16 protein-coding genes and 1 tRNA gene are annotated in these 18942 nt (G+C 40.6%); 6 read left to right on the plus strand and 11 right to left on the minus strand.

Going from position 1 to position 18942, the window contains the following annotated elements; genetic code table 11:
• Positions 1-12: 12 nt before the first annotated feature.
• Positions 13-999 (plus strand): aminodeoxychorismate synthase component I, encoded by a 987-nt coding sequence (locus tag FEE42_RS03375; RefSeq protein ID WP_077582981.1) that lies wholly within the window; start codon positions 13-15, stop codon positions 997-999.
• Positions 999-1565 carry an aminotransferase class IV family protein gene (locus FEE42_RS03380; protein WP_077582982.1) on the plus strand — a complete coding sequence of 189 codons (567 nt, stop codon included), beginning with the start codon at positions 999-1001 and terminating at the stop codon, positions 1563-1565. The genes FEE42_RS03375 and FEE42_RS03380 overlap by 1 nt, the downstream gene beginning before the upstream one ends.
• Positions 1566-1650: 85 nt before the next feature.
• Here the strand turns inward: FEE42_RS03380 and FEE42_RS03385 are convergent, their stop codons facing one another.
• The 5 genes from FEE42_RS03385 to mltA all read right to left on the minus strand — a co-directional run bounded on the left by FEE42_RS03385 (position 1651) and on the right by mltA (position 7591).
• Positions 1651-2256, minus strand: a complete 606-nt coding sequence (locus FEE42_RS03385) for a cation diffusion facilitator family transporter (RefSeq protein WP_026215441.1) — start codon at positions 2254-2256, stop codon at positions 1651-1653.
• Positions 2257-2278: 22 nt separating this feature from the next.
• Positions 2279-4429, minus strand: a complete 2151-nt coding sequence (gene rlmKL, locus FEE42_RS03390; RefSeq protein WP_164027721.1) for a bifunctional 23S rRNA (guanine(2069)-N(7))-methyltransferase RlmK/23S rRNA (guanine(2445)-N(2))-methyltransferase RlmL — start codon at positions 4427-4429, stop codon at positions 2279-2281.
• Between the two features lie 122 nt (positions 4430-4551).
• Positions 4552-5544: a zinc ABC transporter substrate-binding protein ZnuA gene (gene znuA / locus FEE42_RS03395; protein ID WP_164027722.1), complete on the minus strand. Its 993-nt coding sequence runs from the start codon at positions 5542-5544 to the stop codon at positions 4552-4554.
• A 176-nt stretch (positions 5545-5720) separates the two neighbouring features.
• Positions 5721-6485, minus strand: a complete 765-nt coding sequence (gene tcdA / locus FEE42_RS03400) for a tRNA cyclic N6-threonylcarbamoyladenosine(37) synthase TcdA (RefSeq protein ID WP_059366707.1) — start codon at positions 6483-6485, stop codon at positions 5721-5723.
• Positions 6485-7591: a murein transglycosylase A gene (mltA, locus tag FEE42_RS03405; RefSeq protein ID WP_164027723.1), complete on the minus strand. Its 1107-nt coding sequence runs from the start codon at positions 7589-7591 to the stop codon at positions 6485-6487. The genes tcdA and mltA overlap by 1 nt, the downstream gene beginning before the upstream one ends.
• A gap of 193 nt (positions 7592-7784) precedes the next feature.
• On the opposite strand from mltA, the gene FEE42_RS03410 reads away from it, so the two are divergent.
• Positions 7785-7861 (plus strand) — tRNA-Met (locus FEE42_RS03410).
• Positions 7862-7943: 82 nt separating this feature from the next.
• Here the strand turns inward: FEE42_RS03410 and rlmM are convergent.
• Entirely contained in the window at positions 7944-9032 is a 1089-nt protein-coding gene (gene rlmM, locus FEE42_RS03415; RefSeq protein ID WP_164027724.1) for a 23S rRNA (cytidine(2498)-2'-O)-methyltransferase RlmM, read from the minus strand.
• Positions 9025-9918, minus strand: a complete 894-nt coding sequence (locus FEE42_RS03420) for a transcriptional regulator GcvA (protein ID WP_059366715.1) — start codon at positions 9916-9918, stop codon at positions 9025-9027. Before FEE42_RS03420 ends, rlmM begins: the two co-directional genes overlap by 8 nt.
• 475 nt (positions 9919-10393) lie before the next feature.
• On the opposite strand from FEE42_RS03420, the gene FEE42_RS03425 reads away from it, so the two are divergent.
• Positions 10394-11425, plus strand: coding sequence for a branched-chain amino acid aminotransferase (locus FEE42_RS03425; protein WP_135968713.1), 1032 nt, complete (start codon positions 10394-10396; stop codon positions 11423-11425).
• Positions 11426-11477: 52 nt separating this feature from the next.
• Here the strand turns inward: FEE42_RS03425 and purF are convergent, their stop codons facing one another.
• The 3 genes from purF to yfbV form a co-directional block, all read right to left on the minus strand.
• A complete protein-coding gene (purF, locus tag FEE42_RS03430; protein ID WP_135968714.1) occupies positions 11478-12995 on the minus strand; it encodes an amidophosphoribosyltransferase in 1518 nt (505 codons plus the stop codon).
• A gap of 10 nt (positions 12996-13005) precedes the next feature.
• Entirely contained in the window at positions 13006-13497 is a 492-nt protein-coding gene (locus tag FEE42_RS03435; RefSeq protein WP_059366720.1) for a CvpA family protein, read from the minus strand.
• 96 nt (positions 13498-13593) lie between these two features.
• Positions 13594-14037, minus strand: a complete 444-nt coding sequence (yfbV, locus tag FEE42_RS03440; RefSeq protein WP_059366722.1) for a terminus macrodomain insulation protein YfbV — start codon at positions 14035-14037, stop codon at positions 13594-13596.
• 227 nt (positions 14038-14264) lie between these two features.
• Here yfbV and FEE42_RS03445 point away from each other — a divergent pair, with 227 nt between their 5' ends.
• Both FEE42_RS03445 and pta read left to right on the plus strand, forming a co-directional pair.
• Positions 14265-15458, plus strand: coding sequence for an acetate kinase (locus FEE42_RS03445; protein ID WP_059366724.1), 1194 nt, complete (start codon positions 14265-14267; stop codon positions 15456-15458).
• Positions 15459-15524: 66 nt separating this feature from the next.
• Entirely contained in the window at positions 15525-17663 is a 2139-nt protein-coding gene (gene pta, locus FEE42_RS03450; protein ID WP_164027725.1) for a phosphate acetyltransferase, read from the plus strand.
• A 61-nt stretch (positions 17664-17724) separates the two neighbouring features.
• Here the strand turns inward: pta and rnd are convergent, their stop codons facing one another.
• Positions 17725-18879, minus strand: coding sequence for a ribonuclease D (gene rnd / locus FEE42_RS03455; RefSeq protein WP_164027726.1), 1155 nt, complete (start codon positions 18877-18879; stop codon positions 17725-17727).
• Positions 18880-18942 lie beyond the last annotated feature (63 nt).

Here is an 18942-nt window from a genome sequence, read left to right on the forward strand (position 1 = left end):
AGAAATAGCACAATGCAGCATTTTATCCGACAAGCCAATCATTACGGGGCAAAATCCGCCCCTTTCTTTTTTTTGATTGATTTTGAACAACAAAAACCGTTAATTTTTCCTTTAGAAGAAACGGCTCAACAAGGTATTCTTTTTGATATTTTAGGGAAAACCAATATCTCCGAGCAAAAAGATTTCTCCACAGATATTCATTTTGAAAAGCACCCGATTCCCCTTTCCCATTATCAACAAGGTTTTGAAGTTGTGCAGAAAGAGATTCAAAAGGGCAATTCTTATTTGTTAAATCTCACTTCGCCCACTGAAATTTCGGGCAATTTTTCCCTTGAGCAGATTTTTTATCAAGCCGCTGCCCCTTATAAATTATGGCTAAAAGATCAATTTGTTTGCTTTTCACCGGAATGTTTTATCAATATTCAGGATAACAAAATTTTCACCTACCCCATGAAAGGCACAATCAATGCGACTTTGCCTAATGCTGAAAATCAGTTGTTAAATGATGAAAAAGAACTGCGCGAGCATTACACCATTGTCGATTTAATGCGCAATGATTTAGCCATAGTGGCGAATAATATTCAGGTCACAAAATTTCGCTATGTCGATCGTATTGCGACACAAAAAGGCGAAATTTTGCAGACAAGTTCGGAAATCTGCGGTGAATTGGATGACAATTGGCAAGGAAAAATCGGCTCAATATTAACCGCACTTTTGCCTGCCGGTTCCATCAGCGGCGCGCCCAAAGAAAAAACCGTACAAATTATTCAGCAAGCGGAACGCCAAGTTCGAGGTTATTACACGGGCATTTTTGGTCTTTTTGATGGTAAAAACCTACAAAGTGCGGTAGCCATTCGCTTTATTTCTCAAACGGGTGAGAAATATGATTTTCATAGCGGTGGAGGAATTACGATCCAAAGCCGTTTGGAAGATGAATATCAAGAATTACTCGAAAAAGTCTATTTGCCGTCTTTTTGTAGCACCGAGGAGACAAAATAATGTTTCCCTTATTTGAAACCATTGCCATTGAAAAGGGAAAAATTCAAAATATTGACTACCATCAAGCACGTTATGAGCAGAGCTTACGACAATTTTACGGCAAAAGTGCGGTCAATATTTTTAATCTTTTTGAATTAATCCAAGTGCCGCCCCACTTACAAAATCATCTTGTACGTTGTCGTGTTGATTACAATGCCGAAAGCACTCAAATTCAGTACGTTGAATACACACGGAAAATCTACCGCACTTTTCAACCAATTGTCTGTGATGAAATTGATTACAGTCTGAAATATGCCAATCGGGATTTACTCAACTCCCTTTTAGCTCAGCGGGGAAAGTGCGATGAGATTATAATTATTAAAAACGGAAAAGTGACGGATTGCTCCATCGGTAATCTTATTTTTCGTCAAGGCGATCAATGGCTCACATCGGATACGCCATTATTAGCCGGTACACAACGGGAAAAATTATTGCAGCAAGGCAAAATTAGAGAAACCACAATTTATGCACAAGATATTGAAAAATATGATGAAATTAGGCTGATTAATGCGATGAATGGGTTGTGAGCTATTTTATATCCATAGAGTGTATCATTCACCCATGTAAGAAATATTTTTTATTCATGAAACAATATTTCACAACCCTCGATTGCTATTTTAATTCCCCCAAAGCTTGTAAGATAATCGCTTTAGACGCTTGAATCGCAAGAAATGAGAGGATAAAAGCAACAACTAAATCAGGGTATTTGGATTGTGTAAAATAAACCACTACACCTGCCAAAATAACCACCAGATTCCCCATTGCATCATTTCTTGTACAAAGCCAAACACCACGCATATTACTATCTCCTTCTCGGAAACGGTAGAGAACCCACATCGCAACAAGGTTAGTCAATAATGCAAGGGAGCCAACAATACTCATTTGACTATAGTGAGGAATTTCGCCATAGAACCAACGGTATATAGTAGTAAAAAGAATGAACATACCGAATCCCCCCATTGTTACCCCTTTTACTAGAGAGGCTTTGGCACGATGAACCAACGCCATCGGTAGAACATATAGACTGATTAAATAATTGGCACTATCTCCAAAAAAATCTAAGCTATCAGATAATAATGACGTTGATCTTGATGTTATACCTACGAGAATTTCCACAAAAAACATTGCGAAATTTAGCCCAAAGGCAATCCATAGAGCTTTACGGTATTCTGAAGAGATGTGAACAGGTGTTGAATGACAACAGTTTGAGCATGACATTGTAATCTCCGTGAATTTAGAATTAGCTAGCGTAGTTTTTCTCAGTAACCAACCAACAATTATGAATTTGTTTATTGCGTTCAAAATCCAGTGGTAAGGTTTTGTGGGAAATTTCCACTGCACTTAACCCCAATGCCTCCAGCCCGGCAAAATCCATTTTGAAGCCCCGTTTATTATTAGAAAAAACAATGGTGCCGCCCTGACGTAAAATACGTTTTAAATTTCCCATTAATTTGATGTGATCTCGCTGAACATCCCAGTTTGTTTCCATTCGTTTTGAATTGGAAAAAGTAGGCGGATCCACAAAAATTAAATCAAATTGACGATCACATTTTTCCAACCATTGCAAACAATCCGCTTGAATGAGTTGATGTTGCTTGCCTTCAAGATCGTTGAGAATCAGGTTTTGTTCCGCCCAGTTGAGATAAGTGTTCGACATATCCACCGTCGTAGTGGATTTTGCCCCGCCCAATGCGGCATGAACGGTAGCTGAGCCCGTATAGGCAAACAAATTCAAGAAATCTTTCCCTTTTGCCAACTCCCCCACCATTTTTCGGGTAAGGCGATGATCCAAAAATAAACCGGTATCCAAATAATCCGTTAAGTTCACCCAAAGCTGCGCACCATATTCGTTCACATAAAAATATTCGCCTTTGTTGGCTAATTTCTCGTATTGGTTCGTGCCTTTTTGTTTTTGGCGTACTTTTAAAATCAGTTTATTGGTTTCCACACCGGTGACTTGCAAGGTCGCCGTTACCGCATCCAATAAACGTTGGCGTGCTTTATTTTCATCAATATTCTTCGGTGCGGCATATTCTTGCACCACAATATGATCGGCATAATGATCCACCGCTAAATTATATTCCGGTAGATCGGCATCATAGAGACGGTAGGCATCCAAACCTTGTTGCTTTGCCCATTTTTCAATTTTCTTGATATTTTTTTGTAGCCGGTTGGCAAAATCTACTGCCACAGTGGGAGAAGAGCGATTAAATTCAAGGGAATTTTCGACCGAGTTTTCATCCGCCTTGTGGAGTGAAATTTGATAATTTTTCTGCACGCAATCTAACGGCCCGTTTTTTGCTTTGAATTGTCGGTTTGCACGCATTCTCAAACAATCCAACAAGGTGGATTCACTACTAAAAATTGAAGCATTCCAGCCGCCAAATTCTTTTTTCAAACGTTGTCCAAACACAGAATAAAGGGCAATCAACGCCGGTGTCGTGCCTAAACGTTCACCGTAAGGCGGATTACAAATCACCGTGCCCACCTCATTTGAAGTCGGATTGGTGAGTGCCGCCACATCACCTTGCTGCCATGTTATCAAGTGGGCAACACCGGCATTTTTCGCATTGTGTTGGGCTTTTTTTAACACACGGTGATCGAGATCAAAACCATAAAAGTGCGGTTGAATTTCAGCTTGTTTTTCTTGTGCCAAAATAATGGCTTCATTCTTCACTTTTTCCCATGCCTGTTGGTTGTGCCCTTTCCAAAAATCAAAGCCCCAATGTAAACGATATAATTGAGGTGCAATATTGGCTTCCATTTGTGCCGCTTCAATCAAAAGTGTGCCCGAACCACACATCGGATCCACCAACGGAGTACCTGCTTTCCAACCGGAACGCAACACAATGGCTGCCGCCAAAGTTTCACGTAAGGGGGCTTGTCCCGTTTCTTCACGGTAACCACGCAGGTGCAAGGCTTCTCCGCTCAAATCCAAAGAAATGACTAATTCTTCTCGGTTTAAATAAGCATGGATACGCACATCCGATTGGGCTTTATCTACATTAGGACGTATTTTGCCCTTGCGTTCAAAGTGATCCACGATACCATCTTTCACCCGCATTGCACCAAACTGAGTATGGCGAATTTCTTGATTGGTTCCATTGAAATCCACAAAAAAAGTGATGCGTTCATCAAAATAATCCAACCAATTAAAGCCGGAAATCGCCGCATATAAATCTAAATCGCTATAAATTTTGGTTTCGATCAAGGGCAATAAAATGCGTGAGGCAAGACGCGACCAAAGCAACGTTCGGTAAAGTGTTTCATCATCGGCATGGAAATGCACACCGCCTTGTACAACTTTTGTCTCAAGCGCGCCCAGCTCGGTTAGTTCAACTTTTAACAGTTCTTCAAAGCCACGGGATGTGGTGGCGAATAGGTGTTTCATTAAGGATCTCTATAAAAAATTTGGCGAATTATAGCATAATCTGAAGTATTGAATTCAAATCACCTCTTTCCTTTCATAAAAAATGGTGGGATTTCCCACCATTTTCTTTCAATTAATGCCATTTATTTACTCAAACATTGTGTATAACTATCCGCTGTTGCTTGCAGAAAATCGGCATAGGAATTCGCCCCTAACCGTACACCATCACCAATCGGATCTAAACGCCCTATATTCACCGCTGTACCTTTTGCTAAAGATTCAATCACTTTCGGGGTAAATTGCGGCTCGGTAAACAAACAATTAACGCGATGTTCTGCGATCTCCTGTTTGATATGAGCAAGGGTTTTCGCACCGGGCGCGACCAATGGGTTAATAGTGAAATAACCGCTTTGTTTTAAGCCGTAAGCATCATTGAAATAACCGTAAGCATCATGGAAAACAAAGAAGCCTTTTTCTTTAAAAGGGGCAAGCTGAGCCTTGATTTTATCGCTTTGTTCCGCCAAAGTGCGGTTAAAATCGGCAAGGTTTTTTGCAATCAGCTCTTTCTTATCGGGAAATTGCACAGTCAGTTTATCCGCCACTTTTTGTGCCACAATTTGGCTAATTGCCGGCGAATACCAAATATGCCAGTTGGTGCTTAATCCTTCGTGATTTTCATGAGCGTGATGATGTCCGTGTCCACCTTTATGCTCGTGCTTATGTTCGTGCTTATGTTCGTGTTTATGCTCATGTTTGTGCTCGTGATCACCATCTTCATGTAAATGCTCGTGATGTGCTTGGCTTAGCAAAGGTTCAATCTCAGCGAGATCGGCAATAGTAATCACCTTTTTACGCTCAATTTGGCTCACCGGTTTTGCTAAAAATGAATCGATGTCCTCACCTACCCATAACACTAAATCAGCCGATTTCACTTTTTGAATATCCGATAATTTTAAACTGTAATCATGCGGTGATGCTCCTGTCGGAACAAGAATCTGCGTATTAGTTACGCCGTTCGCAATAGACGAAGCAATAAACCCAAGCGGTTTAACCGAAGCTAATACATCCGCATTTGCCACCATTGGCAAGGTTAAAAGTGCGGTTGAAATTACACTCATTTTTAATGTAGTTTTCATTTTGTCTCCTCAATTGTTAATAATGATTCTCAAATAGTCGTAAAAGGCTACACGTTTTAAAACAAATTGCAATGGTTTTACACAAAAATTTGGTGAGATTTTTGCGTGAAAGAAAAATTGAATGTCATAAAAAACGAAAGGCAACTTTTGTTGCCTTCCATGAGATATTGAGTTTTTTATTTTTTCAGCAATTTATCAATCACCCGTGAAACGGCAAAAAAGCCAAATGTGGCGGTAATCATGGTTGCCGCACCAAAACCGTTTGCACAATTCATCGTCGCGGATACCGTGCAGCCCTCCCCCGTTTGAGGAAAAATAAGCGGTTGTGTGGAAAATACCGCATCTATACCAAATTTACGCTGTGGATTTTGGCTAAAGTTAAAATCCTTGCGTAAAACCGACCGCACTTTTGCCAATAGGGGATCTTGAATAGTTTTGCTTAAATCGGCAATTTGAATTTGCGTAGGATCCGTTTGTCCCCCTGCGCCACCCACGGTGATAATTTTAATTTTATTACGTTTGCAATAGGCAATCATCGCTGCCTTGGTTTTAACATTATCAATGGCGTCAATCACATAATCATAGCCTCGATTGAGATAATCAGCCTGATTATCGGGTGAAATAAAATCATCAATAATATTGACAAGACATTCGGGATTAATCAGTTTTACCCGTTCTGCCATCACTTCCGTTTTAAGTTTACCGATATTACCGCTTAACGCCGGAAGTTGGCGATTGATGTTGGTGACACAAATATCGTCCATATCAATTAGAGTCAGCCGACCAATTCCGGAACGGGCTAACGCTTCTACCACCCACGAACCGACACCGCCAATCCCAATAACACAAATATGAGCTTGACGAAGGCGTGCCAATCCCTCAGGGGTATAAAGTCGCCCAATCCCGCCAAAACGCTGTTCGTAATTATCTATACGCGCCATTATTGTAAAACCCAAACCCGTCCATAGTGTTTTGAAAGACCGGCAATATGCCCTGCTTGCTCGCCAATGCCACGATATAAATCAAAATGATGTCCGTTCACCGCCCCGCCGACATCCAGTGCTACCATAAGGTGCAATTTATGCGTGCCTTTCCAATTACCGTTATAATCAATATCCGGTACTTCTACCAGTAAAACCGAACCTGACGGGATCACATTACGATCTGAAGCGACGGCAGCCATTGGCACAAGCGGTACACCCGCCGAGCCTTTTACTTTGCCGCTCGGATCATTTTTGAAAAAGACATAGGACGGATTACGTTCAAGCAAGCTCTGTACACGTGACGGATTCGCGTTTCCCCAATCGCGAATAGCCTGAATCGACATTTTTTCTTTCGGAATTTCACCGTCTTCCACCAGCAAACGCCCTACCGCTTGATATTTAAAGCCATTCTGTCCGGCATAAGCAAAGTAGGTTAAGTTACCATTACCAAAATCGACGTAACCACTGCCCTGTACACCGAGTAAAAAGTTATCAAGCATAGAATCGCTGTAAGCCAATTCTAAACCTTGTCCTTCCAGTGCGCCCGCATAAATTTGTTCACGGGTGAAACGTTTATAGGTCGGCATAGCATAAATCGGGTGTTGAAATTTCCCTTGTGGAGAGCGACGGGCATGGATAACAGGGGAATAATAGCCCGTCATCAACACATTCTGATAGCCATCAAAGCCTTTCATTATCTGTGAGGAAATGCCATATTGCGATAATTCTCTAATATCTGCGCCGGCAAGCACCCAGTTCGTAATTTTTTGATAATTACCATAAAAACGCTCGGACAATCTACCGGAATAGGCTTTGACATTAGAAAGCTGTGTTAAAAAATCGCCCTGATTAACGACCGCACTTTGGTTTTCTACACGGGCAACAGGCGATAAAATACTTTGTTGATAGTGGCGGCCACTATATTTTGCGCCAAATTTTTGCGGATCATCGCCTGTCGGTGTCAATGCCAGAGAAATTTTGCTTGATGAACCGCAAGCCACCAAAATTGAAGCAACCGCTAAAATAGAGAAAACTTTTATACCGAGATTTTTACGAAATTTCATACTTTATGCCTAAACAAAAACGAATTTTACGAAAGTTGCATACGCTATCAAAAATTGCCTAAAACCACTAGTACTATTTCCTCAATCGCGTTTAATTTATATTCACATTGATTATTTTATTAACAAACAAAACATAAACTTTTGTTTAAGACTTGCAAAATTTCTTGAAAGGCGTATAGTACGCCCCATCAGACGCGGGGTGGAGCAGCTTGGTAGCTCGTCGGGCTCATAACCCGAAGGCCGTCGGTTCAAATCCGGCCCCCGCAACCAGTTTTCAAAGCATCGATTTTATCGGTGCTTTTTTTTATAAAAAAAGGCATATTTCCTAAGTTGGGAAAATGCCTTTACTTTTTTATTTAATCACAACATGTACCGTGATTTCTTCCCTATCATGATATAAATGCTTTGCCTGAATCTTGAATGTTAAACCTTTTTGATTCAATATCTCGGCGAGATTGGCAAGGCATTGCACCACTTCTTGATAACGTTTCTTCATCGGTAATTTTAAATTAAAAATAGTTTCACGACACCAGCCGTTCACCAACCATTTGCCAATCAAATTTGTGATGCGGCTCGGCTGTTCCACCATATCGCACACCAACCAATCAATTTTTTTACGTTTTGGCGGCTGAAATTTAAAACCGTCTTCCGCACAATGCTCAATTCGACCGGTCTCGTGTAGGCTTTCCGCCATTTTCCCATGATCTACCGCATAGACAAATAACCCCCGTTTAACCAACTGATATGTCCAGCCGCCCGGACAAGCCCCCAAATCCACACCGACCATACTGTCATTTAAACGTTTTTCTTCTTCCTTACGGGGAATAAATGTCAAAATCGCCTCTTCTAATTTCAACGTAGAACGGCTCGGTGCATCAAACGGAAATTTCAAACGAGGAATCCCCATAAAATGCTCGGAATGGTTATTGGTATAGGAATAGCCGACATAACAGCAATTTGGCTTAACAAAAAAACAATGCAAAAAATGACCGCTCTTTGGATTCTGTTTATCCGCTAGCCAACCCTGCTTTTTTAATGCCTGACGTAGTGGCACCGTAAATTTACGGCAGAAAGTGGAAAGTTCTTTTGATTCATTCGTATCTGCGGTTTCTACAAAAAGCTCTGCGGATAGCCTGATATTTGCTTGCGCTGAAATCGTCTCAAAGTCCTTAATAATGGGGCTAATACGATCGGTCGGATCGAGATTATCCAATAAGTCGGACACCACTAACATTTGACGGGCAAAAATAAGCCCGTTAAATGGAATTTCACGTGCCAGACGATCGGCATCATTTGGTTGATAACATTCAAAAATCACATAGCCTGAATGTTCTTGCACACGGGCAAAACCAAATATACCTAAAGCTGCAGCGCGATCGGTTATTTCCACTGCCATTTCTTTTTCAAAGCCGGGGCGGCAATATAATGCGAGTTTATTCATATTCTTCTTTTTTTATTGCATTAATAATCCATTGACGAAAAGCCTGAATTTGTTCGTCATCAAGACGATCGAGATGATTCACGACATAAAAAGATTTAGGATCAGGTAAATTTGTCGGTAATACTACCTGAAGTGTACCCTGTTCAATTTCCTGCAACGCGATCAAACGATTAGCTAACGCAATTCCCTGTCCGTGGCTTGCTGCCTGCAATGCCATAAACGTATGGCTAAATAAGGGGCCTTGCTGGATATTCAAATCTTCAAGTTTTAAATAATCCGCCATAATCCGCCAGTTATCACGCGTATGCGTATGGAGCAGCGTATGTTGCTTTAAATCCCGCTTGTCGCGAACCGGTTTTTTGGCAAGCAATTCCGGTGAAGCTAAAATCAGTAAGTTTTCTTTACCTAAACGATCAACCTGTAAATTCTGCCAATTTCCCTTTCCATAATAAATGGCAAGATCGATTTCTTTATTTAATAAGCCCTCATCTTGATCCACTCCTTTTAAGCGAACTTCAATTTCGGGATGAATCCGGTTAAATTCACTTAAATGCGGGACAAGCCATTGCAGACCAAAGGTTTGAGGGACACTAATACTTAAATGGGGATCATCTTTTAGTGCTAATAATCGCTCTGTCGCTTCATTCAACTTACGTAAAATTTTATTAATATCGACAAAATAGGCTTTACCAAACTCTGTTAATTCTAAGGCTCTATTTTTACGTTTAAACAATTCGACGCCTAAAAAATCTTCTAATAGTTTAATTTGATGACTAACAGCTGCCTGAGTAACAAAAAGCTCATCGGCCGCTTTTGTAAAACTTAAATGTCGTGATGCGGATTCAAAAGACTTCAATGAATTCAAGGGTGGCAAACGTTTATACATAGTTCTTCCAAAATATAATTTTTTCGTCTATACTTAGACAGATTTAGTTCAGATTAATTTTTCTAATCCTTCAAATAAAAAAACGTCATTTGTTCTTCTCATTTTCAATTCTTACAATACACCCCATACTTAACTGTTGGTAATTCTTTACGAGTTAATGAGTTTCGGACTTAAGTATGATGTTGTGTTTGCATATAGTTCAGGTAACTGAACTTGAGTAACAATAAGTTACTCGTTTACTTCCTATAATTTGAACCTTTTGGTTAGACGCCACCCATTTTGAGTGGCGTTTTTTTCATGCCGGAATTCTAACACAGCTCTCTTTCCTTTTCTCGTTTTACTTGATGACGTTTAAAATAACTTGAGTAAATTTTAAGAAATCACAAAAAAATTTAAGCTTTAAGGTTCAAATGCTCAAAATAATGATGTAGATTAAACGACAGTTCACTAACAACATCATATTGAGGAAAGCAAAATGAAAGATTTAGACTGGGATAACCTTGGTTTCAATTACATTAAAACCGACTATCGTTTTATCGCCCATTGGAAAAACGGTAAATGGGACGAAGGAAAGCTCACCACAGATAATACTTTACATATTCACGAAGGTTCGACCGCACTTCACTATGGTCAGCAATGTTTTGAAGGTTTAAAAGCCTATCGTTGCAAGGATAATTCTATTAACTTATTCCGTCCTCAAGAAAATGCCAAGCGTATGCAACGCACAGCTGATCGTCTATTAATGCCGCAGGTACCAACGGAATTATTTGTTCGGGCTTGTAAAGAGGTCGTTAAAGCAAATGCAGATTGGGTTGGCCCTTACGGTTCGGGCGCAACCTTATATTTACGTCCATTCCTCATCGGTGTTGGTGAAAATATTGGCGTAAAGGCTGCTCCTGAATTTATTTTCTCCGTATTCTGCTGTCCGGTAGGCGCATATTTTAAAGGCGGGCTAACTCCCTCTAATTTCATCACGACTGAATACGACCGAGCAGCACCGATGGGAACAGGCGGCGTGAAAGTGGGCGGTAACTATGCGGCAAGCCTACTCCCCCATGAGTTAGCGGTTGAGCAGGGTTCGCAAGAACGAAAATTTGCCGATGCCATTTATCTTGATCCGAAAACCCATACAAAAATTGAAGAAGTCGGTGCGGCAAATTTCTTTGGTATCACCAAAGATAATAAATTTATTACTCCAACATCAGAATCCATTTTACCGAGTATTACCAAATATTCCCTACTCTATATTGCTAAAGAACGTTTAGGCATGGAGGTCATTGAGGGAGATGTGTATATTGATCAACTTGATCAATTTGCTGAAGCCGGCGCTTGCGGTACGGCAGCGGTCATTTCTCCGGTAGGCGGTATTCAGCATAAAGATAAATTCCACGTATTTTATTCCGAAACGGAAGTAGGGCCGATTACACGCAGACTTTACGAAGAGCTCACCGGAATTCAGTTTGGTGATATTGAAGCCCCAGAAGGTTGGATTGTGAAAGTTGAATAATTTAAGGGATATATTCCAACAAAAAGTGCGGTTAAAATTAACCGCACTTTTTTTATCGCTCATTATGAATTTCTAAATTTGTCGCATCTTTTTCCCTTTTCTTCTTTGCTGCATCATTGCGTTGCGAGGCAATACCATCTAAATATTCATCGGTAATATCACCTGTGATATATTCACCGGTAAAAACCGAACAATCAAATGCTTGAATCGTCGGGTTTTCTTGCTGAACAGATTCCGTTAATGCGCTAAGATCTTGGAAAATTAATTTATCCACCCCAATCAATTTCGCAATTTCCTCCACACTGCGACCATAAGCAATCAGCTCATTTTTGGTTGGCATATCAATACCATACACATTTGGATAACGAATTTCCGGTGCAGCAGAGGCAAAATAGATTTTCTTCGCTCCGGCGGCACGCGCCATTTCTACAATTTGCTCGGATGTAGTGCCACGCACGATGGAGTCATCCACTAATAAGACATTTTTATCTTTAAATTCCGATTTAATCGTATTGAGTTTACGACGAACGGAATTAATACGCTGTGCTTGACCCGGCATAATGAAGGTACGCCCAACATAGCGGTTTTTCACAAAACCTTGGCGGTAAGGTTTATTTAGCACGTTAGATATTTGTAATGCGATATCCGTTGATGTTTCCGGTACAGGAATAACCACGTCAATATTGTCTAATTCATCTTTCCATTCATGGGCTATTTTTTGTCCTAAGCGCTCCCCCATATGAACGCGAGCCGCATATACCGACACGCCATCCATAATGGAATCAGGACGGGCAAAATAAACATACTCAAAAATACACGGATTTAAGACCGCACTTTCAGCACATTGTTGTGCGTAAAGTTCCCCCTCAAAGGTAACATAAATCGCTTCACCCGGTGCAACATCACGAACAAAATCATAGCCTGCGACATCCAACGCAACAGTTTCTGAAGCAAACATATATTCCGTTTTACCATTCTCTTCACGCTGCCCCAGCACTAAAGGACGGATACCAAAAGGGTCACGAAATGCTACCATGCCATGCCCGATAATCATCGCCAAACACGCATAAGCGCCACGCACATCTTTGTGGGTTTTCCCTACCGCATAGAAAATATCCTGCGGATCAAGATGATCTTGCGGAATATTGTCAAGGTGATTAGCAAAAATATTTAGAAGCAGTTCGGAATCGGAATTGGTATTCACGTGGCGACGTGCCGTTTTAAACACTTTTTGTTTTAACTCGGTCGAATTGGTTAAATTACCATTATGTACCAACGTTACCCCATAAGGTGAATTCACATAAAACGGTTGGGCTTCCGACACGCTAGAACTGCCGGCAGTAGGATAACGTACATGCCCCATTCCGGCATGACCTTGTAAACGCAACATATGCTCATGTCTAAAAACATCGCTGACTAATCCATTCGCTTTACGTAGGCGGAAACGATTTTCATCGTCGATGGTAACAATCCCCGCTGCATCTTGCCCTCTGTGCTGTAACAGCGTCAATGCTGCATAAATAGATTCATTAACAGGACTTTGGCTAACAATACCGACAATACCACACATTTCATGATCCTTATTGATTAAGTGTTGAATTTAAGAAACTGGAACTCGCTTGAAGTTGTTGGAAAAACCATTCAATAATGAAGCCAAAATGCGGAATAAGTTTTGCTTCTTTCCACCAATCGGTTTGTTCAAAGTTTGTGAAGGTATCCAAGAAAAATAAGATCGCCGCAACAATTAGCGCACCGCGTAATAAACCAAAGACCGCCCCTAATACACGATCAGTACCGCTTAATCCTGTTTTATCAACCAACTGTGCAATCACAAAATTGATGATCCCGCCAACAATTAATGTTAGAACAAACAAAATGCCAATTGCCGTGCCATTCCGCACATACATGGATTCAATTTGAGTTAGATAAGTTGCAAGGTAAGGATAAAACTGGCTTGCCACGATAAATGCAACGACCCAGCTGGCAAGTGATAGCACTTCGCGTACAAAACCACGTAGTAAACTGACAAGAATAGAAAAAGCGATAATGCCAATAATAATGTAATCGATCATTAAAAAGTCTCTCAATAAAAAGAGCTGCCTAAAGCAGCCTGTGTATTCTACAAAAAATAAAGTAAAAAGGAAAACGTTTGCGTCATATAAATTTTGCTAAATTTCTTTCCAAAAAGCCCTGTCTAACCGCAGCTCCGCTTTCCTTAAAACTTCGGCTAAATGTTGATAAGTGGGTTTACCTTGTAAGGGAGGAACAGATTCTTGGATATTTCTCAAACGTTCACAAATATCGTAAAACCATGTTGCACTTTGCGCTTCCAAAGGTGAAATTGCACGTTTACCTAACCAATACAGTCCTTGTAGTGGGATTAATAAAGCAAAAAGTGCGGTTAAAATCGCTGCAGAAAAAGCCATAACATCATGTTTGGCATAAAGCTGTTGCCAAACAATAGCGAATACGGCAATTAACGGCATCGCATTTTGTGCAAAACGCGTACTTTTTATGACACGGTGCTCAGGAAAAATGATCCCTAATTTAGCCTCTTTCGGCCAAGTGTTAAGATAAATTTGTCCTTGCTTGAAAATAGAAAAAAATGACATAAAACAATAAAAACACCCTTAAAAATAACCGCACTTATGATACTCCAGTTCGCCTGGAATTTCTATCTTACCAAATTAATGCCAATGACATTTTTCTTTGACAGAAGTTAGATTTTTCTTTCTTGATTAATTTATTTTATTGCGTAAAAGGTGTATCCTATGCACGACTTTGCAGTCCAATCTCTCTGATTGGATTTTTATTAACTTTAATCAACTATAGGGTTCCTATGTCAAAACTTGTTCTTATCCTTAACTGTGGTAGTTCTTCGTTAAAATTTGCAATTCTTGATCCTGCTACAGGAGAAGAAAAATTATCCGGTTTGGCTGAAGCTTTTTTCCTTCCTGAATCTCGCATTAAATGGAAACTTAACGGTGAAAAGGGTAATGCTGATTTAGGTGCTGGCGCAGCACACTGTGAAGCGTTGAATTTTATCGTAGCAAATATTCTAACTGACGAATTGAAAAATTCTATTGCGGCGATCGGTCATCGTGTCGTTCACGGCGGCGAAAAATATACGCAATCCGTTGTGATTACCGATGAAGTTATTCAAGGTATCAAAGATGCCGCAGAATTTGCCCCACTCCATAATCCGGCGCATTTAATCGGTATTGAAGAAGCATTTAAAGCATTCCCTCATTTAAAAGATAAAAACGTTGCCGTATTTGACACTGCATTCCATCAAACGATGCCGGAAGAAGCCTACCTTTATGCGCTTCCTTACTCACTCTATAAAGAGCATGGCGTACGTCGCTACGGAATGCACGGTACCAGCCATTATTTTATCAGCCGTGAAGCGGCAAAACGCTTGGGCGTTACTGAAGATAAAGTGAATGTTATCACTTGTCACTTGGGTAATGGAGCGTCTGTTGCCGCGGTGCGTAACGGTAAATGTATTGATACATCAATGGGTTTTACCCCGTTAGAAGGTTTAGTAATGGGAACCCGTTCTGGTGATTTGGATCCGGCTATCATTTTCTATATGCATAAAACATTAGGAATGTCTGTTGAGCAAATCGAAGAAACCTTAGTGAAAAAATCCGGCTTACTCGGTTTAACCGAAGTTACCAGCGACTGTCGCTATGCCGAAGATAACTATGATAAAGAAGAGCCGGCAAAACGTGCATTAGATGTATTCTGCTACCGTTTGGCAAAATATATCGGTGCTTATATGGCGGTTATTGGTGATCGTTTAGATGCCATCGTATTTACCGGCGGTATCGGGGAAAACTCGGCAAAAGTGCGTGAAGAAACACTCAAACACTTAAAATTATTCGGTTACCAATTAGACAATGAGAAAAACTTAGCTGCTCGCTTTGGTAATGAAGGTGTCATCACTGCGGATAACACACCGCTTGCGCTTGTTATTCCAACTAATGAAGAATTAGTGATTGCACAAGATACTGCAAAACTCAGTTTCTAATCATCTCGACAAACTGCCGAAAAATTCGGCAGTTTTCATTTTAATCAAAAATAAATAAGGGTTATTATGTCTCGTACTATTATTTTAATTCCGGTCAGCGCCGGAGTTGGGCTTACCAGTATTAGTCTCGGTCTGATTCAATCTTTAGAACAAAAAGGCGCAAAAGTCGGCTTTATGAAACCGATTTCTCAACCAAGTTCAGGTGAAGATAAATTAGATCGCACCACATCAATTATTAGTACCAGTACCAATCTTGATACTGCCGAACCGTTTATGTTAAGTGTTGCTGAATCCTTAATCGGACAAAATCAATCGGATGTATTACTGGAAAAAATTGTTGCGAATCATCAACAACTAACCAAAAACAATGAAATTGTTATTGTTGAAGGCTTAATTCCAACCCGTAAACACGGTTATGCCAACAGCATTAACTATGAAATTGCTCAAGCACTTGATGCTGAAATTATTTTAGTTGCCGCACCGGCAACAGAAACGCCTGAGCAACTTAAAGAACGCGTTGAAGCGGCCGCATCGTTGTTCGGTGGAAAAAATAATCCGAATATTCTGGGTGTTGTGGTCAATAAATTCAATGCGCCTGTCGATGAATCCGGTCGTACCCGCCCTGATTTAACCGAAATTTTTGATTCTTTCCAACATAGCCATAATAGTGAAGCGGAAATCAACAAACTGTTTACAAACAGCCCGATTAAATTATTAGCTTGCGTGCCTTGGTCAGCGGAATTAATTGCAACTCGTGCATTAGATATTATCAAACACCTTGGTGCAGCAATTATTAATGAAGGCGACATCAATCGCCGCATTCGCGGAATTACGTTCTGTGCAAGAAGTTTACCGAATATGCTCGAACACTTCCGTACCGGCAGTTTATTAGTCGTTTCGGCGGATCGTCCGGATGTATTGGTTGCCGCCGCCCTTGCCGCAATGAACGGCGTAGAAATCGGTGGGATTTTATTAACCGGCGGCTACAAAATTGACGCACAAATCAAAAAATTATGTCAGCACGCTTTTGAAAGCACTAAATTACCGATTTTCCGTATTGAAGGTAACACTTGGCAAACTGCGCTCACGTTACAAAGCTTTAATCTTGAAGTACCGAGCGATGATAAAGAACGCATTGAAAATATCAAACGTTATACTAGCGAACAATTTGACAATGCCTTCATTGATAATCTAGTTGCCGCGTCAACCCGTTTACGTCGTCTATCACCACCCGCTTTCCGTTACCAACTCACCGAGCTTGCACGTGCAGCGAAAAAACGCATTGTGCTTCCTGAAGGAGACGAACCTCGTACAATTAAAGCGGCTGCACTTTGTGCTGAACGCGGCATTGCAGAATGTGTATTATTAGCCAACCCTGATGATGTGAAACGCGTTGCCGAAGCGCAAGACGTTGTATTAGGTCAAGGCATTACCATTATTAATCCTGCCGACGTTCGTGAAAAATATGTCGATCGTTTAGTTGAATTACGCAAAGCGAAAGGAATGACAGAAGCCTCTGCGCGTGAACAGTTAGAAGATACCGTGGTTCTAGGAACAATGATGTTGGAAGCAAACGAAGTGGACGGCTTAGTTTCCGGAGCAGTGCATACCACGGCAAATACGATCAGACCACCAATGCAAATTATAAAAACCGCACCGGGTAGCTCAATCGTTTCTTCTATTTTCTTTATGTTACTACCGGATCAAGTTTTAGTTTACGGTGACTGTGCGGTCAACCCTGATCCGACAGCCGAACAACTTGCAGAAATTGCAATTCAATCCGCCGATTCGGCAAAAGCCTTTGGTATTGATCCGAAAGTAGCCATGATCTCCTACTCTACCGGCACATCAGGTAGCGGTGCAGATGTGGAAAAAGTGAAAGAAGCGACAAGAATTGCTAAGGAAAAACGCCCTGATCTATTAATCGACGGTCCGTTACAATACGACGCGGCGGTGATGGAAGATGTGGCTCGTTCTAAGGCGCCTAATTCACCTGTTGCAGGTAAAGCAACCGTATTCGTATTCCCTGATTTAAACACCGGTAATACGACTTACAAAGCGGTGCAACGTTCTGCCGATCTAGTTTCTATCGGTCCAATGTTGCAAGGTATGCGTAAACCGGTGAATGACTTATCGCGCGGTGCATTAGTTGACGATATTGTTTACACTATTGCATTAACTGCAATTCAAGCTACCCAGAGTTAATCTAAAACTTATATAAAATTGACCGCACTTTGATTAAGTGCGGTCATTTTTTATCATATTTTTAAAATTCTATCGATTTCAATAAAGCCAAAAGCTGTAATCCAATTTCTCTACGCCAACCAACTAATAAATCCGGTAATTTATCCGGTGATTCATCGTGTAGCCAAACCCATTTGATTAATTCTTCCAAACTTCGTTTACTCGCTAAAATTTCTAATGTTAATCCTTGAGGCGTTAGCTCATACGCTTTTTCTTGTAAGAGGCGAATTGCCTTTTTATAACGGGGATCATCGGCAATACGCACGATCCGCTTCGGATAATCATAAGGTGATACCCGACGTGCCTTTGCTAAGAGTTGTAAAATTTTCTTACCACGTACTCTTACTTCATTATTGGAAAGCCCTATTTCAAGCATTTCCGACGTATTACGCGGATTATATTTTGCCACTTTCCATAAGTTTTCTGATTTAACTACATAAGAAAGCGCCAAATTACGTTCCATTGCCACTTCTTGTCGCCATTGTGCCAAAATTTTTAATCGGGCAAGTTCCAATGGATTAAGTTTCCATGAATTTGGAATGTCTAAATAAGCACTTTCCACATCACGTGTTTGCAGTTTTTTGATTTTTGATAAAGCAAGTTCACAGTCTGCCTGCACAGCACTTTGCCAAGGCGTTGCCACCAGCTCTTTTTGTAAACAAGAGTAAATCGGCAACAAATACCACACATCGCCTGCGGCATAATGCAGTTGGTTTTCCGATAAAGGGCGTTTAATCCAATTTGTTCTGGTCGCCCCCTTGTCCACTTTGATATTTAAATAATTTAGTGCCAATTTTGCCAATCCCACTGAATTTCCTAATCCAAGGAAACGTGCCATTATTTGCGTATCAATCATTGGTTGGGGCAATTGATCAAATTCCTGTAAGAAAACAACTAAATCTTCGCTACAAGAATGGAGCACTTTAAGCACATCAGGATCAGCCAATAATTCAACAAAAGGCGAAAAATCGCTGATGCTTAAAGGGTCAATCAGAGAAACATTTTCCCCGTCATAAAGTTGAATCAGACCCAATTTCGGAAAATAAGTCGATACCCGCACAAATTCAGTGTCTAAAGCAACCGCACTTTTTTGGCGTGCTAATTGACAAATTTCACTCAGCTCCTGATTTGTTGTGATCAATGAAAAATGCAATGGTTCTTGGCATTCTTTTATCATGACATTATCTCTTAGATTAAAAAAACAAAAATGGGATATTACTATCCCATGATTAAATTATGA

It is taken from the genome of Rodentibacter caecimuris, assembly GCF_010587025.1.
GTDB lineage: Bacteria > Pseudomonadota > Gammaproteobacteria > Enterobacterales > Pasteurellaceae > Rodentibacter > Rodentibacter caecimuris.

Coding starts and splice junctions, on each gene's coding strand:
- tcdA (WP_059366707.1), bottom strand. CDS start 6,485: ATGGCGCGTATAGATAATTACGAACAGCGTTTTGGCGGGATTGGGCGA.
- FEE42_RS03375 (WP_077582981.1), top strand. CDS start 13: ATGCAGCATTTTATCCGACAAGCCAATCATTACGGGGCAAAATCCGCC.
- rlmM (WP_164027724.1), bottom strand. CDS start 9,032: ATGAATAAACTCGCATTATATTGCCGCCCCGGCTTTGAAAAAGAAATG.
- purF (WP_135968714.1), bottom strand. CDS start 12,995: ATGTGTGGTATTGTCGGTATTGTTAGCCAAAGTCCTGTTAATGAATCT.
- yfbV (WP_059366722.1), bottom strand. CDS start 14,037: ATGTCATTTTTTTCTATTTTCAAGCAAGGACAAATTTATCTTAACACT.
- znuA (WP_164027722.1), bottom strand. CDS start 5,544: ATGAAAACTACATTAAAAATGAGTGTAATTTCAACCGCACTTTTAACC.
- FEE42_RS03425 (WP_135968713.1), top strand. CDS start 10,394: ATGAAAGATTTAGACTGGGATAACCTTGGTTTCAATTACATTAAAACC.
- FEE42_RS03380 (WP_077582982.1), top strand. CDS start 999: ATGTTTCCCTTATTTGAAACCATTGCCATTGAAAAGGGAAAAATTCAA.
- pta (WP_164027725.1), top strand. CDS start 15,525: ATGTCTCGTACTATTATTTTAATTCCGGTCAGCGCCGGAGTTGGGCTT.
- FEE42_RS03435 (WP_059366720.1), bottom strand. CDS start 13,497: ATGATCGATTACATTATTATTGGCATTATCGCTTTTTCTATTCTTGTC.
- rlmKL (WP_164027721.1), bottom strand. CDS start 4,429: ATGAAACACCTATTCGCCACCACATCCCGTGGCTTTGAAGAACTGTTA.
- FEE42_RS03445 (WP_059366724.1), top strand. CDS start 14,265: ATGTCAAAACTTGTTCTTATCCTTAACTGTGGTAGTTCTTCGTTAAAA.
- FEE42_RS03420 (WP_059366715.1), bottom strand. CDS start 9,918: ATGTATAAACGTTTGCCACCCTTGAATTCATTGAAGTCTTTTGAATCC.
- rnd (WP_164027726.1), bottom strand. CDS start 18,879: ATGATAAAAGAATGCCAAGAACCATTGCATTTTTCATTGATCACAACA.
- FEE42_RS03385 (WP_026215441.1), bottom strand. CDS start 2,256: ATGTCATGCTCAAACTGTTGTCATTCAACACCTGTTCACATCTCTTCA.
- mltA (WP_164027723.1), bottom strand. CDS start 7,591: ATGAAATTTCGTAAAAATCTCGGTATAAAAGTTTTCTCTATTTTAGCG.